A 16,532-nucleotide genomic window follows, 5' to 3' on the forward strand; every position below is an offset into this window, starting at 1 on the left:
TGCCATTTCAATTAGATAGATTATACTTCATAAGATGGGGAAATTCCAAAAAGCTGAGACAGATATTTGTTTTCACCAAACTCTTAATGTATACTATTTACGAAAAGTAAAGAAGAAAGCTACTGTTCTTTTTACGAGAGTTTTTCACTTAGGCTTCTGTGAGTTTTCAGAGACATAATTCGAATTGTATCGGGGAAAATGGTCCATTTCCACGATGTTGGGAAAAGCTTTTCCAGATATTGGAGGCAATATGTGAGTGAAAGAGAAGCGATGATTTCAAACAATAAGGGTAAGATTCCAGTATACTGCCTGCTTGTATCGGCATATTTCTTTTCGTATTTTTTCAGGGTATCCGCTTCTGTAAGCCTTCCTGCGATTTCGACGGAATGGGGAATGAGTGCTTCCCTTGTCGGATTCATTTCCAGTCTGTATTTCTACGCGTACGCATTCATGCAACCGATAAGCGGCGCACTCAACGACAGATTTGGACCGCTTAGGATAGTTTCGCTAGGGATGCTTACAACCGGAATCGGGGCGCTACTTTTCGGTTTCGCTTCGAATCCAACGATGCTAGGTGTAGGTCGTCTTTTAACGGGCTTTGGACTTGCGCCAATGCTTTCCGGAGTGCTTGTTTACCAGTCGCACTCCTTTCACAGGGACAAATACTCATTCTTTTCGGGAATCACTTACACTCTTGGGAACTTTGGCGCGGTGATTTCAGTCGCTCCTCTTGCCTTTGCTCTCGACAAATTTGGCAGAAGAAATGTCTTCGTCTTTCTCGCCTTTTTGAATTTTGCTCTTGCAGCGTCTCTAATCGCTTTCAGGAGGAGAGATCCTGTGATCTCAATTGATGGCAAAATTGAAAGAAAAGGTTTTTTAGATAATCTAAAAAATTCATTCCGAAAGATCCTCAGGTCGAGGCAGCTAAAGCTGATGCTTGTCCTTTGGGGAACGTCGTTTGGTGCCCTGATGTCACTGCAAGGTCTCTGGGCTGTTTCCTGGTACCAGACTTCTTACGGTGTTTCGTATGGTACGGCGAGTTTATGGTCGACGCTGATAAGCATCGGAGTGATGGTCGGAAACTTTGTAGGGGCATACATCGCAAGGCCGGCAAGATTGAGGCTCCCTGCGATAACCGTTTCATGTGTTTCCTATGGTGCTTCGTGGGTTTTCTTCTGGTTTTCTATGAGGAGCCGGCTGCCGATTCTTATACCGGGACTGGTCGGATTCTTTCTGGGATTCTTTGCGGGTATAACCTACGATCATCTTACTGCAGGTGTCAACGATCTGGCAGCCAGAGGCCGTGGAGGTTCTCTCTTTGGAGGTATGAACCTCTTCACTTTCATCTCTGTAATCATTTTTCAGTCTGGCACGGGATTCCTGATGCAGCGTTTCTCTTCGAGTGGGGGAGCGGAGATTGACCTTGCAGCTTTCAATTCGACTTTTGGCATAGTTACTCTTCTGGTTATAATAAGCTTAGTGGCGTTGCCTTTTCTCAAGTCCTTTTCCGGTCAAGGAGGTGAAGTACTGTGAGAAAGAGCGACAGGGTTACCATAAAACAGGTTGCTGATTACGCTGGCCTCTCGGCCGCAACGGTTTCTCGGGTTTTAAATGGTTCAAGGCCTGTGCAAGAAGACTTGAAGATAAAAGTCTGGGATGCAGTCAAAAAGCTCAACTACAAACCAAATGTTGGAGCCAGATTCATGAAGGGCCAGACCACAAATGTCATAGGTATGCTAGTTCCGGATGTTTCCCAACCCTTTTTCAGCGCGATGATTGCGGGAGCCATTCTTAAGGCCGGAGAGATCGATCATGTAATAATTATCTCCACTTCCGACGGAAAGAGGGAACTCGAAAAAGCTGCGATCGACAGTCTCTCTCGAACGGTTGTAGATGGTCTCATCTACTGTCCGGTTTCCACCGGGGATCCTCTTCCGCAAATAGAGAGTTTCAAGGAGCTCCCAATTGTAGTTGTCGGAAGGCGAAACGTCTTCAAGTCTAAGCCTCATGTTTATACTGACAACGTTAAGGGCGGTTATCTTGCGACAAAGTACTTGCTCAGACTGGGAAGAAAGAGGGTTGGCTTTCTCGCCGGCTTCTGGTCCAGCCCATGTACCATAGACACGATTGGGGAAGTGGCTTCGAGCGAGGATGCCGGCAAATACACGACGCTCGACAGGTACATGGGGTATAGAAGGGCTCTCGAAGAGGAAAAAATAGAGTACGATCCCTCGCTCATTGTAATATGTGGATACGATTACGAGGCCGGTTACATCGGAGCGAGAGAGCTTCTTGAGAGAATGGTTGAAGTAGATTCAGTGATAGCGGCTAACGACCTTGTGGCCGCTGGTGTAATAGGTTTCTTGACTGATCAAGGTATCAACGTCCCTGATCAGGTATCTGTGGTGGGCTATGACAACAACCTCATCGCTCCGATAACGATTCCCACGCTTACATCCGTCGATCAGGATCCCAGAACCCTCGGGGCGGAATCGGTGGTTGCTCTATCAAAGATACTGTCTGGAAAGGAAGTCTCCGATACGATTATCGATGTCAAGCTTACGATAAGGAATTCCACAAGCGTAATGCATAAGTGATTGCTCCAATTGAAGGTTTTCAAGGGCCTAGCATCGCTGCTTTTTTATGCTCATTGTCTCCTTCGACCGCCTTGATTCTCCTTTCTGAAGGAGCCTGATCATTTGGAATTCATCTGTAAGACTATCTGTAAGAAGGCGCTGTTGAGAAGGGCTCTTTGGCTGACTCTGTGCAAGCAAATAGAATGTTTTGAAAGCTTCTTCTAATGACAGAGGCGATCCTTTCCATTGGAACGGAGGAGCATGATCCATTATCCTTCTTCTAAAGTCAAAGTTCGAAAGGGGTGATCGATTTGTATGGAAGAGCGATAGAATTTCCAGAGTCTAGCAAGTGGATAAATGTCGAGAGACCTCTGACCCTTGCTGATCTGAAGGGTTATGTGGTTCTGCTCGATTTCTGGACATACTGCTGTATAAACTGTATTCATGTCATTCCGGACCTCAAATGGCTCGAAAAAAAGTATGAGGATAGCCCATTCGTAGTAATTGGCGTCCATTCGGCGAAATTCGAAAACGAGCATGATGAGCGTAACATAAGAGCGGCAGTCCAACGATATGAGATCCAACATCCGGTAGTAATCGATAATGATTACTTCCTCTGGGAAAGATATGTGATCCGTGCGTGGCCCTCATATGTTCTTATTGGGCCTGATGGAAAGATACTGTCTAAGATATCGGGAGAGGGAAAGCGAGAATACCTTTCACATGAGATCTCAAAGGCTCTCGAAGAAGGAAAGAGGAAGGGAGTTCTTAGCGAGAAGAGAATTCCGGTTAAGCTAGAGCTTACCAAGAGTGAATCCAATCTCTCTTTCCCCGGGAAGATTGCCTTTGGCGACGGAGAGAATCTATTCATAAGCGATACGAATAACGATCGGATACTCTTAACGGAGCTTTCTACTCCTTTTGTGGCGAAGACAATAGATCAGATCGGGAGCGGCCTAAGTGGCTTAGAGGACGGGCCTTTTGAAAATGCGCGCCTCAACAAACCTCAAGGAATAGTCTACTCTAATGGCAGACTATACGTTGCCGACACCGAGAACCACGCATTACGTATCGCAGATATGAACCAAAGATGTCTAAGTACACTGTCCGGCGACGGATTTCAGGACAACGATTGGAATTACAATGGAGACGCTTCGAAAGCGAGACTTAACTCGCCCTGGGATCTCCAAACTGATGGCAGATTCTTGTACATTGCAATGGCGGGAATGCACCAGATATGGAGATTGGATCTTGAAAACAACACTATAAGTGCATTTGCGGGAAGTGGAGTAGAAAACATCGGCGACGGGCACCTGAAAGACGCTAATTTTGCGCAGCCCAGCGGTTTGTTTCTCGATAGAAACAGCTTATATGTGGCCGACTCCGAAGTCTCTGCAATCAGATTTGTAGATCTGGAAGCCGGGACGGTACAAACAGTTGCCGGAAGTGGTCTATTCTCCTTCGGTTATGTGGACGGGATTCTCAAGAGGTCTTTGTTCCAGCACCCTATTGGAATTCACGGTGAAGGCAGATTTCTCTACGTGGCCGACACTTACAATCACGCAATAAGGAAGATCGATCTCGGAATAAGGCGCGTCGAGACGGTAATAAAGAACCTAAGGGAGGGTACATGTACACTGAACGGCGATAAATGTTCAAGCCTCGGTCTATTTGAACCCAATGACGTCAAGTTTCACAAAGGATTACTGTACATAGCAGATACCAATAACCACTTGATAAGAGTCTTCGACGGCACGGAGCTGAAAGAACTTGTTATAGAGAGCCAAGAAAAATGGACATAGAGTCTCGGAGCTGGGGTATGCCATAGCTAGATGCGATTAGAAAGCCAGTCGGCTCCACCTGGCAAGTCGCAGTTCATGCGGCAGTCTTTGCTTTGCAGAGGTCATTGCCGACTTCGCCGGGCAAAGAGCCGTGAACGCTGATAAAATCACGTTGTTCATCAACGGTCCACCGTCCTCAGAAATCGATGAACAAAGGCAAAAGTGATGTTATTTACGGCAGGAACCGACGCTCGCTGGCGCGAGGAAGAATAGATTATTGGGCGCAATTTACTGAAGAACATCAATGGACTCAAGGCTATCGTGGTTTCTGTAATAGGGTCGAAGGGTGGAACAATGAGAGAGGTCAGATGTGTGGAGTAGAGGTATAAAGATCAAGATCGTTAAGAAAATCGAACAATGCGTCATCTGAACATGACAGCGTCCTGTGATTCTTAAGAACACAACATTCCGTCATCGGAACTTGATTCAGAATCTTGTGTTTATTGACTTTGACCAGAAACGAGGAACAGATCCTCGCTGTGGAAGAACGGGGTTTCTCTTTGGAGAACGGAGAACCACTCAACGGCCAACCAGTCTCTCTTGTTCTTCCTATAATGAACCTTCAATCCCCGACGACTGTATTTCAAAGCCCGGATCCCGAAACAAGTTCGAATGACTTTGTTTGTCTAGCTGTAAAACGTCGCATACCGTAATCTGAACTTGCTTCACCATCTCAGTCCTTTGTCAAAACCGAAACGGTCTAGTTTTAGTCGAGTTAGTGTCTCCATTTAACCCATTTAGCTGAGCTTCACTATTTCCAGGGTTGAGATATCTATCTTTCTTCCCTCGAGACTGTGAAAATACCAGCAGCCAGTGTCTGCGGAGTCGTTTCCGATGTTGTAAATCAGGTCCCATTTTAGCCTCTCGGTAAGTTCGCCCTTTTCAGATGATCCCAGAAAGTTAAAGACAAACTTATAACCTTTGTCTGGACTGACTCTGAGAAGTTTACCTGCCGGTTTATAAACAACGCCACCAAATGCACTATTAGCCCAGAAAGAAGCGTCAAGCGAGAGATCTTCAAACCTATAGTCTTTGCCGGACTCTTTATCGATCCAATCTCTGGGGTATCGTCCGTTATTCACGAAAAACTCTTGAATTAGAGTTTTCAGTCCTTCGCTTATTTCATTGAAGGTAGATCCGAATTCCGTGAGCGGGGCGATGAAATTTTCGCCTAGCAGACTGTAGTAAATAGTTTCGGAGTCAAGTGATTCTCTTCCTAACCCACCGTCAAGAAAAGTGAAGTCGTCTATTCCAAAGGGAATTCCCTGTCTTGAATCGACTAGGACATCCGAGACAGTCTCGAAGTCTACACTGCGATTTGTGAATACGAAGTAGTTGTACTCGCCATCATCGTTCTTCTTCCATGCGGCGCCGAAGGAACGGCCATCAACATTTCTCCCGAGTTCGCCGATAACTACGGGCACTCCCCCATCCAGGTAGATCTTACTTGAAAAAACACTAGAAAGCGTCTTAAGATCTTTTGCAACTGAAACGGCCTGTGATTTACGAAGCGTATTAACCCCTATAGGTGCAATGACAGCGATAAGGCCGGCAAGTACCGCGAGAACAATAAGCATCTCGATAACAGAAAACCCTCGTCTTCTACTGCACATGAAACAACTCATAGTTAAGTTCACTCACTCCCTCACCAATTCTGTCATTACCTGCGCTGCAATCTCGTGCCAACAGGGGATCTACGATTGTCAATTAAAGCACTTAAAAGATATTTCTTAGAAGTGCTTTGCATCTTTCTCATCATTGCTTATCGCGCTATGGCAACCATTGACTTTAATCACCTTTGGCCTGAGATAATCGCCACTCAACGGGAATAATTGGACTCGATTCTTCTTTGAACTCAGCACTGTGTCCTATATAATATTTAGTAAGAAACTATTACTAAATAATCAAATTGAGTTTCAGAGGTGCCCAAAAGTGATAACGAAGCCCGGTGATCTTAGGGAAAAGAACATGGGAAGAGTGATACAGCTTCTGCTCGCAAATCCGGATATTTCAAGAGTTGAAATCGCGAGGAAAACCGAACTCACCAAGACAACAATTTCTGCCATACTTGCCGCGCTTCTGGATCTGAATATTGTCGAAGAAACCCCCGGGTTGAAGACGGGTCTAGTTGGCAAAACACCTATCCCTATGAGAGTTAGGGGCGATGCTGCAGTAGCTATCGGAGTGAATCTTGCAAGGGGAAGCACGTCTGGAGTGGTCATGACAGCAAGTGGTGAGCTTCTCGAATCGGTGAGCAAAGAAGTCTCTAACCTGACTAGAGCAGATGCTACTGCCCATCTCTTTGAAGTCGTTCAGAGGTTGCTGAACAAATGTTTCAGAAATGGCATCGATGTCGATGCCATTGGTATTGGAGTTCCCTCTCCTCTGGACAAAGAGAAAGGTGTGATTTACGCCCCCTACGGTTTGAGCGACTGGAAGGATTTCCCGGTGGGAGAGATTACCCGCGAAAAGTTTGGTCTGCCCGTGTTTCTCGTCAATGATGCCGATGGCGCAGCCTTCGGAATGAAATGCTTTGGAAAATGCAGAGATATCAGATCGTTCATCAGTATGTATTTTGATGAAGGTGTTGGCGCAGGGATCATATTGAACGACGAGATCTACGGCGGAAGCTCCGGATATTCCGGTCAGATCAGTTACGCTCTTATCAAGAGCTTCTGCAACGGCCAAGTTGAGAATAGCCGGTTTAGTCTGGATACGGTTGTCAGTGACTTGAACAAGGAAATCGGAGTCAGCTGCGGGAAAATCGATGATTTCTTGGACAGGAGATTCAACGGTGGGCAAAAAATGAATTCTGTACTGAGTAGAGTGGGTGACGAACTCGGTCGTATCGCAGCTCTTGTTTCAAACATTGTAGGTCCCGAAGCAGTTGTAGTCAATGGGCGGCTTCTAGATTTTGGAAAAGTTTTCTTCTCGGCGCTAAAGGATTCGTTTGAATCTAACCTTTTTTCGAGGGGCAGTGTTCAACTCATAAAAGGTTTTACGAATCAGTTTCGAGCATTCTCTACGGGGGCTGCGAGTTATGCGATTTTCAGTTACTTGATGGATAAAGTGCTTTCAAACTAGCACTGAAAACTGAGAAAAGGGGGAATTTAAGTGAAAAGGAAAGTAGTTCTTTCGCTGTTACTGGTAGTGCTTATCGGAGTCTCCTCGTTTGGCGTAGTTACTCTGAACTTCATCGAGGTTCTCACCAGTCCTGCAAGAACACAGGTAATCAAGGAGATAATTGCAGATTTCGAGGCTAAGAACCCTGATATCAAGATCAACCTGATATCTCCTCCATACGAGCAGGCGGACCAAAGGGCAACTCTTATGCTCAACACGAACCAGCCACTCGACATTATCGAAGTCAGGGATTATACGGTGAAACAGTTCGTCAACAACGGAAAGCTAGAGAATCTCGAGAGCTACCTTGCCGGTTGGGAGCACAATGATACTCTTACCTTTGTCGCCAATCAGGCCGCAAGAACCGTCGATAACACGGCATTCATTGTTCCTCAGTTTTTCTTCATCAAGGGTTTATTCGTAAGAACCGATATTCTGGAGAAACTAGGCGTAAGTTACATTCCAAAGACTATGAGCGAGCTTGTTGAGCTATGTATCGACATCACTGATCCCGAAAAGAACCAGTATGGATTCGGGTTCAGAGGAAAATCATGGGAGTTTAAATTCTCAGATCTTATAGCCACTTCTTTCCTAAGCGACATCGATGCAACCAATATTTATAAGACGAAATCCGGAGAAGCCTATTTCGATGACCCCAGAGCCATCGAGGGTATTAAAATGTATGTGAGGCTTTTCGAGGGTGGAGTCCCTGCAGACGGAATCAACTGGGGATTCAACGAACAGGTGAATGCCTTTGTATCGGGTATCACTCCGTTCCTCATTCAGGATCCGGATACGGTCGCCCTTGTGGATGAGATGCTCGGTAGAGAGTATTACACTGTGGTACCCATCCCGGTAGGTCCCTCCGGCAAGGCCTATATGGACTACGGATTCAGCGGACTCGGAATACCCTCATATTCCAAGCACAAAGAACAGGCATGGGAGTTCATAAAGTATATTTCGAGCCCCGAGGTAAACGCATACTTCAGCAAGAGTTACGGTCCGCTTCCAATCCATTCTTCCACATATGAGAATGATCCATACTTCAGTTCCGGCGTCTATACGGCATGGAGTTACATGATGAGTCACCCGGAGAAGTACATCTTCGCGTCCTATCCTCTTGACTCCGAAAAGTGGCCGGGTTGGCCGGAGATTCACCAGCAGGACATGCAATCTCTGCTCCTCGGTGATACCACAGTCGAAGCCGTTGCCGCAAAGTGGGCCGAGTACTGGGAAGACTGATAAAAAACTGAAAGATACTGACTGATTGACGATTCGGCACGGCGCAGAGACAGTTCGAGATTTGCCCGCCGTGCCGTTTTTCTAGAGCAGGCAGAGAGATGTTCTGAGAGGTGTTGATTTTGAGAAAGAATTTCTGGAAGTTTTTCATAATGATGATTCCGGCTTTCATCCTTCTTATAGTCTTTACTTACACACCTATTATCCGTGGCGGGGTTATGGCGTTTCAGCGCTATAACATGTTTGACCTCTCTGATACTGGATTCATTGGGTTTGGTAACTTCAAAGCGATCATAACCGACAGAAATTTCGATTTCGTAAGAATACTGATCAACACACTTGTCTGGGTCTTTTTCTCTTTGATTTTCCAGTTCGGCCTTGGCTTCGGACTGGCACTACTAATGAGAAAACCCTTTAAGGGGAGAGGAATCTACTCGTCTCTCGTTTTCTATCCATGGGCGGTGTCGGGATTTGCCATAGGTCTCATTTGGGCGTGGATGTTCAACGGTCAGTTTGGGATAATCAATGACATTCTGGTAAGAGTTGGGATTATTAGTAACCCAATAGGTTTTCTGTCAGATCCTAAGTTTGCCATGATGTCGGTGATCATCGCAAATGTTTGGTACGGAATTCCTTACTTCGCAATCATGTTGCTTGCCGCACTCCAGTCCGTTCCGAATGAGCTGTATGAGGCTTCGAGAATAGATGGGGCAAATAGGTTTAAGCAGTTGTTCAAGATCACGATACCGTACATTAGGCCGACAATCGTTAGCACGGTCCTGCTCAGGACGATGTGGATAATGAATTTCCCGGAGATAATCTATGGAATGACCGGCGGTGGGCCGGCCAATTCAACTCAGATACTGGCGACACACATGATAAACAGAATCTATCAGTTCTATGACTACGGTCAGGGAGCCGCGATAGGATTCATAATCATGTCCATGTTGTTACTGTATGCGATTGTTTTCCTGAATATCTCCTCCCGTAAGGAGGTAACTGTATGAAGACAGTCATGAAGGTGCTCGGTAAGGTCTTCAAAGTCATCGCTCTAGGGCTGTATCTGATTGCGGCTCTACTACCTCTTTACTGGGTTGTTGTTACATCCCTCAAGGGCCCCAGGGAGATCTACACATTTCCTTTGAAATACCTCCCTTCAAAGCTTTCCTTCGAAAGCTATTCGAAGTTGTTTGGCTTTGCTAACTTCGGAGTTTACTTTCGAAACAGCGCAATAGTGGCGCTTGCGGCTGCTTTAGCCGCCATGCTAATATCTATGTTCAGTGGATATGCACTGTCGCGAATTCGAGCGAAGAGATTCAGAAACGGTACCTTGTTAGCCATGTATTTCACTCAGATGGTTCCTCCGTTCATTCTGATGGCTCCTCTGTTTGTCATGCTGGCAAACTACGGTATGACCGATAGGCTTTCCACGTTGTTTATCCTATACGTAACCATGGTAATTGCCTTCAGCACGATCATGTCAAAGAGTTTCTTCGACAGGATACCGGTTTCACTTGAAGAAGCTGCCGTGATCGATGGTTGCAATACTTTGCAGGCGCTCTTCAAAGTGGTATTTCCGCTAACGAGGCCCGGACTTGCAGCGATTTTCAGTTTCGCCTTCGTGAATATCTGGAATGAGCTTTTTCTGGCATCGATGTTCATCTTCTCCGATGAAAAGATGACTGTCCCGGTAGCGTTGAACTCGTTCATTTCTAAGGCCGGGATAAGCTGGGACGTTTTGAGCGCGGGACTTGTTGTTTCTCTCTTACCAACTATGATAGTTTTCGCCTTTGCACAGAGATATATAATAGCCGGACTTACCGAAGGCGCTGTCAAAGGATAATGATTGGAGGATCTTGAGGATGGAAAAGAAGTACATAACTGAGATTTTGCATCATCTGGGTGAAGACGATCTACCTTGTGGGGCGGTAAATCCTCCCATATTTCAAACTTCGATCTTCTCTTTCAAGGGCTTTGACGAGTTCTCAACGGCCCTTTCAGACGAGACGAACCATTTTCTGTACACCAGAGGAAACAACCCTACAGTAAATATTCTCGAAGAGAAACTGGCTGCGCTGGAGCACGCGGAGAGGGCAAAGCTTTTCGGATCTGGAGTTGCGGCAATCGTTTCGAGTATTTCCGCTTTCTTGAAGAGCGGTGATCACATAGTAACTGTCAAGGACTGCTACAGCTGGACATCCACCTATGTAACCCAGTATCTGGCCAGATTTGGAGTGGAACATACCTATGTGGAAGGTAACGATGTGAATGAGATCGAGGCAGCTCTTAAACCCAACACGAAGATTATCTATCTCGAAAGTCCCACTACTTTCACTTTTAAGCTGCAAGACTTGACGGAAGTATCTTCACTGGCCAAGATGAGGGGTGTGAAGACGATAATAGACAACACCTGGGCGACTCCCATCTACCAGAATCCGATCGATTTTGGAATAGACCTGGTAGTCCATTCCGCATCCAAGTATCTGGGCGGAAACAGCGATGTCGTAGGAGGAGTTGTAGCAGGGTCCGATGAGGATGTCAGAAGAATATTCGAAAAAGAGTTTCTCAACACTGGAGCCGTTCCCGATCCCTTTGCTGCCTGGCTTATTCTGAGGGGGATCCGGACTCTGCATATCCGGATGCCCGTGCATTTCCAGAACGCTATGGAGCTCAGCAGAAGGCTACAGAAGAGTGAAGCCGTCGAATCCGTTTTGTATCCGATGCTCGAGAGCTCGGAGCAATATGCGCTTGCCAAGAAGCAGATGAGGGGAGGATCGGGCCTCTTCTCGTTTAAGCTTAAGACCCGGGATATCGACAGGATAAAGAAATTCGTGAACTCCCTGAGATTTTTCAGGAGAGCCGTCAGCTGGGGCGGATATGAAAGTCTGATCTCTCCGTACGCCGTTTCTCACAGGGACCCCGGTGACAATGTATCTCTGATAAGGATTCATGCCGGTCTAGAAGAAATTGAAGTCCTTTCGGAGGATCTCGATAGAGCCATGAAAGAGCTCGGCTGAGCTGGAATTTCGTTAATCGAATACGCGGAAAGATAACTTGTGAAAGACTGGAGGGGGCACCGTGTATCATTCTAGAAATGAGTACTGTACAAGGCTTAGAAAGGAACTAGCAGAGCTTTTCCCGTATACTTTGATCGAGAGAAAAGCGATTGGCGGATGGAGATTCAGTGATTTCGGCGCGGAAAGACCGCCCGAGAAAGGCTGGAAGGAGATCTCCGTTGGCTACCGGTGGGATGAGACAAAATTCCCGGTGTGGTTCAGAACCTCCATAGAGTCAGAAAAACCTGAAGACGGAGAGAGGCTCTTCCTCAAAGCGGTTCCCGGAGGAGAAAGTCTGGTCTTGATTGACGGCCGTTCTTTTGGTGAGATAAATGTATATCATCAGTTTCTGGACCTAACGGAGTTTGCTGATGGGAAGAGCCACGTAATTGATATACAGACAGTCCCAAAGGGGCTGCTCGGTACTCACTTGCCCGATCCGGTCTTTGAAGGCGCCGAACTGCTCCTTCAAGATAGATTCGTATCAAGCACATATCTCGATTTTACGGTCGCGATCGAGGTTCTTGAGGCAACCAGAGATGAATTCCTCTCAGAGAAGCTATTGAAAATCATAAGCGACTGCCTCTCCGAGATCGAGCTTCCTAGATCTACTGATCAGTACTTTAAGACGGCCCCTGACAATCCGACTCTTTTCGGGCACCATACATATGGAAGCGTAAACGAGATCTGGCAATCCCCAAGGTTTGAGAAGTCCGAAGGAAACAGACTGACCGACAATTATCGCCACACGGTCATGAAGGCCCGTGAGAAACTCGCGAGTAATATAGCCAGCTTGAGAGACGAGCATAGTGCGGTGGGCACCGTTCATGTTACCGGTCAGTCACACATTGACTATGCCTGGCTTTGGCCGATAGATGAGACCAAGAGGAAGATAAGAAGGACCTTTGCCAATGCTGTGAGAATGATGGAGAAGTTTCCGGAATTCGTTTATCTTCAGTCTTCGGCTCAGATGTACATGGATTTGAAGGAGAACGATCGCGATCTCTTCGAGAGGGTAAAGGAGAAGATTTCGCAGGGCAAATGGGAAACGATCGGCGGAACGTGGGTTGAGAGCGACTGCACTATTTCCAGCGCCGAATCACTTGCCAGGCAGTTTCTATACGGCCAGATGTTCTTCGAAAAGGAGTTCGGTATGAGATCTTCTGTGGCATGGCTTCCTGATGTCTTTGGCTTCTCCTGGACACTTCCTCAAATCATGAAGGAAGCGGGAATAGAATACTTTTCGACGACCAAGCTGAAGTGGAATGAGAAGAATCGTTTCCCTCTCGACCTCTTCTTGTGGAGGGGGTTGGATGGCAGTGAAATAGTCTGCCATTTCTTCGATAACCCTCTCGGGGGTTACAACGGAATGCTTAATCCAGAAGCGATTCTTGGCACATGGGAGAACTTCCAGGATAAAAGAGTTTACGATAAGACAATAACCACCTTTGGCTACGGCGACGGCGGCGGCGGTCCGACAGACGACATGGTCGAATACTATGAAAGGCTCAAAGAGTACCCTGGCATGCCGAAACTCGAAATGGCCCCCTTGACGAAGTATTTCAAGGAGTTGCCTTCCACTCTGGAACTGCCCGTTTGGGACGACGAGCTGTACTTCGAGCTGCACAGAGGAACATATACTAGCCAGGCAAGAACAAAGAAGTTGCATAAGGATGCGGAAGACGCTCTATACAGATTGGAAGTCGTCGGTGCAATAGTCTGCAGTAGAGAAAAGTATCCACTCGAAAGAGCCAGGAAACTTTGGGCGACACTTCTTCACAACGAGTTTCACGATATTCTTCCCGGTTCATCAATAAATGAAGCTCACATCCAGGCCGAAAATGAACTTGGCCAGTTAATCAGAGAGGCAAATCAAATAACCGGTACTCTACTTGACCCTGCCGGCGATGGAAACCCTTCATTCAAAACCGTAATCAATGTTGGGTCTTATCCTCAAAAAGCAATATTTATTGACGATAATGAAATGAATCTCTATGACGGGACGGGCAAGGTTCTGGCAAGCCAGAGAACATATGACGGAAGATTTGTTTACAGCTATGATCATGATATTCAACCCTTTTCGAGCGAGGTTTTCGAGTGTTTCGGTGGGAAGGTCGAGGAACACGCTATGGAAAGCGATCCCGTCCTTGAAAACAGCTTTTTGCGTGTTGAAGTAAACTCCGATGGAAGTGTTTCCGTTTTTGATAAGCAACTTCAAAAAGAAGTAACCTCCGGCCCAGGGAACTGTCTCTACGTATACAAGGACATTCCAGTTGCTTGGGATGCATGGGATATCGATCACGATTACAAGATATCTGGCAAGAGACTGACCGCCCTCGACGTGAGGACGATTGAGAGCGGTCCGGTGAGGAAGGTTGTTCAGGCGAGATACGAGTATGAAGGAAGCTCAATAGTGCAGAGATACATTTTAAGTGCCTCTTCAAGGAGACTGGATATTGAAAACGATATCGACTGGCACACTAGAAGGACTCTTCTCAAGGCTCACTTTCCCGTCAGCATTCTTTCTAGAGAAGTAAGATGTGATCTCTCCGCGGGATACTCAAGGAGAAGTACGAGGGTTCGAAACACCTTTGAAGATGCCCGATTCGAATTTCCGGCTCATCGCTGGGTCGAGCTGGAAGAGCCAGGTCTTGCCGTAGCTATTCTCAACGACGGCAAGTATGGTCATTCCTGCAACGGTTCGGATATATCTCTTACACTTCTTAGATCGCCCATTTATCCCGATTTCTTTGCAGATGAGGGAAGGCATCGTTTCACCTACTCGTTGTTCTCTCATGATGGAGAGGATGCTGTCAGGGTGGTCGAGGAAGCCGAGGGCCTTAACAAGGAGATGATCAAGATTAACGGAAAGATAGATCTTGGAACAGCCGTGATTCAAATCTCAGCGAGAAACCTCAAGGTACTTGCCTTGAAGCATTCCGAGAAGAGCGGTTACGTACTCCGGCTCGCTGAAGTCGAAGGGAGGCGGGGAGTAGCAAAGATCAGTACTGCACTGGCCTTTGAACGATGCTGGATTTCGAACGTTCTCGAGGATAAAGTGTGCGAGCTCCCGGTAATTGACGGTAAGGTCGAGCTTCCCTACAGGCAATTCGGTCTCCACACGCTCAGGTTCGAATGAGGCGAGATCATGAAGGAAAGCGATGGAGTTGATTGAAGAAAGAACCCTCCTTGGCATAGATGTGGGAGGTACGAAAACGGCCGTCGTTCTGGGAGATGAAGCTCTCAACATCCTCGCAAGAGCAGAGTTCCCGACCGAACCAGAGCTCGGTTTTCAGAGCTTCATCAAGAGGCTCTCTTCAGAAATCATCGGTCTTACAGGAGATTTGATTCCATCCAGGGTGGGAATATCCGTCGGAGGTCCTATGGATTGTAAAACGGGTACTTTGTTCAACCCTCCTCACCTTCGATGGGGAACCGTTAACATAGTTCAGCCGTTGGTGGAGCGTTTTGGTTTCTCGATAACGATCGAACACGACGGAAGAGCCGGTGCACTTGCCGAAGGCATTCTGGGGGCCGGCAGGGGCTTTCTAAACATTGTCTTTCTGACTCTGGGAACCGGCCTGGGCGCAGGCATAATTATCAATGGGAATATTTATAGTGGATCTACGGGATTGGCTGGAGAGGTTGGTCATATGAGAGTAGCCGTGGATGGTCCGTCGCTCTACGGAAAGAACGGTTCATGGGAGTCTTTTTGTGGTGGTACGGGAATTTCACTATATGCGCATTACAGATTTCCTGAACGGTTTAAGCGGGGAACGACTACTCAGGATATTTCACACCTTGCACTGAAGAAGGATCCTAACGCCATCACCGTCCTTGAGGAAAGCGGAGCATACTTCGGGAAAGGTCTCGCCGTGCTGCTGGATATTCTCGACCCTGACAGGATAATTCTCGGTAACCTTGCCTGGCGCCTTCCGAAAATCTGGCTTGAGGCTGCTCTAAAGATGGCAGCGGAGGAAGCGCTTATCGGCGATGAGGCGAGAAATCGGGTCGTTATTACGGAGCTCAAAGACAGGATTGGTGACTATGCCGCTTTGATTGTGGCAAGCGGAATGGGAAGAAGGAGATAGGAGATGGAGTTTAACCGTGTAGCGCGTATGGCTTTCGAGGAGAGCATGCGAGTAAAGAGTGAGTTTATCGACAAGTATGAAGAGCTGATATACGAGGTTGCGCGCAAAATAGCCAGAAGAACGGGGAATGGCGGAACCGTCTACCTGATGGGGAACGGTGGTAGTGCGGCAGATGCAGCGCATCTAGCGGCTGAACTCGTAGGAAGGTTATATCTGGAAAGAAGTCCGATCAGGGCAGTATCGCTACCCAGTAACGACTCGATTCTCACGGAAATCCCAAACGACTTTGGATATGACCAGGTCTTTTCCAGACAGCTCGAAGCCTTTCTGGCAGAAGAGGATATTGTGATTGCAATTAGCACTAGCGGAAAATCGACAAACATTTTAAGGGGACTGAAAGTGGCGATAGAGAGACGTTCGCTGCGAGTTGGATTAACGGGGAAGACTGGCGGCGAGATGCCTGGCTTATGCGACTATCTGTTCAAAGTAGACTCTACTGACATTCCCAGGATTCAGGAAACGCACATAACTCTCGGTCACGTATTGTGTCAGCTTATCGAGGCGATTACCGTCGGAAGAGAGTAGATATAGCTTAGTGAGAATGGA

12 protein-coding genes are annotated in these 16,532 nt (G+C 47.0%); 11 read left to right on the top strand and 1 reads right to left on the bottom strand.

Annotation, left to right across the window (positions count from 1 at the left end):
* The first annotated feature begins 252 nt into the window (after positions 1–252).
* The 3 genes from THEBA_RS07205 (at position 253) to THEBA_RS07220 (ending at position 4,378) form a co-directional block, all read left to right on the top strand.
* A complete protein-coding gene (locus THEBA_RS07205) occupies positions 253–1,533 on the top strand; it encodes an MFS transporter (RefSeq protein WP_014731055.1) in 1,281 nt (426 codons plus the stop codon).
* Entirely contained in the window at positions 1,530–2,597 is a 1,068-nt protein-coding gene (locus THEBA_RS07210; protein ID WP_014731056.1) for a LacI family DNA-binding transcriptional regulator, read from the top strand. Before THEBA_RS07205 ends, THEBA_RS07210 begins: the two co-directional genes overlap by 4 nt.
* A 281-nt stretch (positions 2,598–2,878) precedes the next feature.
* Positions 2,879–4,378, top strand: coding sequence for a thioredoxin-like domain-containing protein (locus THEBA_RS07220; RefSeq protein WP_236609109.1), 1,500 nt, complete (start codon positions 2,879–2,881; stop codon positions 4,376–4,378).
* A 776-nt stretch (positions 4,379–5,154) separates the two neighbouring features.
* On the opposite strand, the gene THEBA_RS07225 is transcribed toward THEBA_RS07220, so the two are convergent.
* Complete coding sequence (locus tag THEBA_RS07225) at positions 5,155–6,030, bottom strand: type II secretion system protein (protein ID WP_236609110.1); 876 nt, start codon at positions 6,028–6,030, stop codon at positions 5,155–5,157.
* Between the two features lie 319 nt (positions 6,031–6,349).
* On the opposite strand from THEBA_RS07225, the gene THEBA_RS07230 reads away from it, so the two are divergent.
* The 8 genes from THEBA_RS07230 (at position 6,350) to THEBA_RS07265 (ending at position 16,511) form a co-directional block, all read left to right on the top strand.
* Positions 6,350–7,501 (top strand): ROK family transcriptional regulator, encoded by a 1,152-nt coding sequence (locus tag THEBA_RS07230; RefSeq protein WP_014731059.1) that lies wholly within the window; start codon positions 6,350–6,352, stop codon positions 7,499–7,501.
* Between the two features lie 30 nt (positions 7,502–7,531).
* A complete protein-coding gene (locus THEBA_RS07235) occupies positions 7,532–8,782 on the top strand; it encodes an ABC transporter substrate-binding protein (RefSeq protein WP_014731060.1) in 1,251 nt (416 codons plus the stop codon).
* Positions 8,783–8,901: 119 nt separating this feature from the next.
* Positions 8,902–9,786 (top strand): carbohydrate ABC transporter permease, encoded by an 885-nt coding sequence (locus tag THEBA_RS07240; RefSeq protein ID WP_014731061.1) that lies wholly within the window; start codon positions 8,902–8,904, stop codon positions 9,784–9,786.
* Positions 9,783–10,622: a carbohydrate ABC transporter permease gene (locus tag THEBA_RS07245; RefSeq protein WP_006486940.1), complete on the top strand. Its 840-nt coding sequence runs from the start codon at positions 9,783–9,785 to the stop codon at positions 10,620–10,622. The genes THEBA_RS07240 and THEBA_RS07245 overlap by 4 nt, the downstream gene beginning before the upstream one ends.
* A gap of 19 nt (positions 10,623–10,641) precedes the next feature.
* On the top strand, positions 10,642–11,796 hold the full coding sequence (gene aar / locus THEBA_RS07250; RefSeq protein ID WP_014731062.1) for a bifunctional L-alanine/L-glutamate racemase: 1,155 nt from the start codon (positions 10,642–10,644) through the stop codon (positions 11,794–11,796).
* Positions 11,797–11,857: 61 nt separating this feature from the next.
* Positions 11,858–14,974: an alpha-mannosidase gene (locus THEBA_RS07255; RefSeq protein WP_014731063.1), complete on the top strand. Its 3,117-nt coding sequence runs from the start codon at positions 11,858–11,860 to the stop codon at positions 14,972–14,974.
* 22 nt (positions 14,975–14,996) lie between these two features.
* Entirely contained in the window at positions 14,997–15,926 is a 930-nt protein-coding gene (locus THEBA_RS07260) for an ROK family protein (RefSeq protein WP_014731064.1), read from the top strand.
* A 3-nt stretch (positions 15,927–15,929) separates the two neighbouring features.
* Entirely contained in the window at positions 15,930–16,511 is a 582-nt protein-coding gene (locus THEBA_RS07265) for a D-sedoheptulose-7-phosphate isomerase (protein WP_014731065.1), read from the top strand.
* Positions 16,512–16,532: the final 21 nt, after the last annotated feature.

This window comes from Mesotoga prima MesG1.Ag.4.2, assembly GCF_000147715.2.
Taxonomy (GTDB): Bacteria; Thermotogota; Thermotogae; order Petrotogales; family Kosmotogaceae; genus Mesotoga; species Mesotoga prima.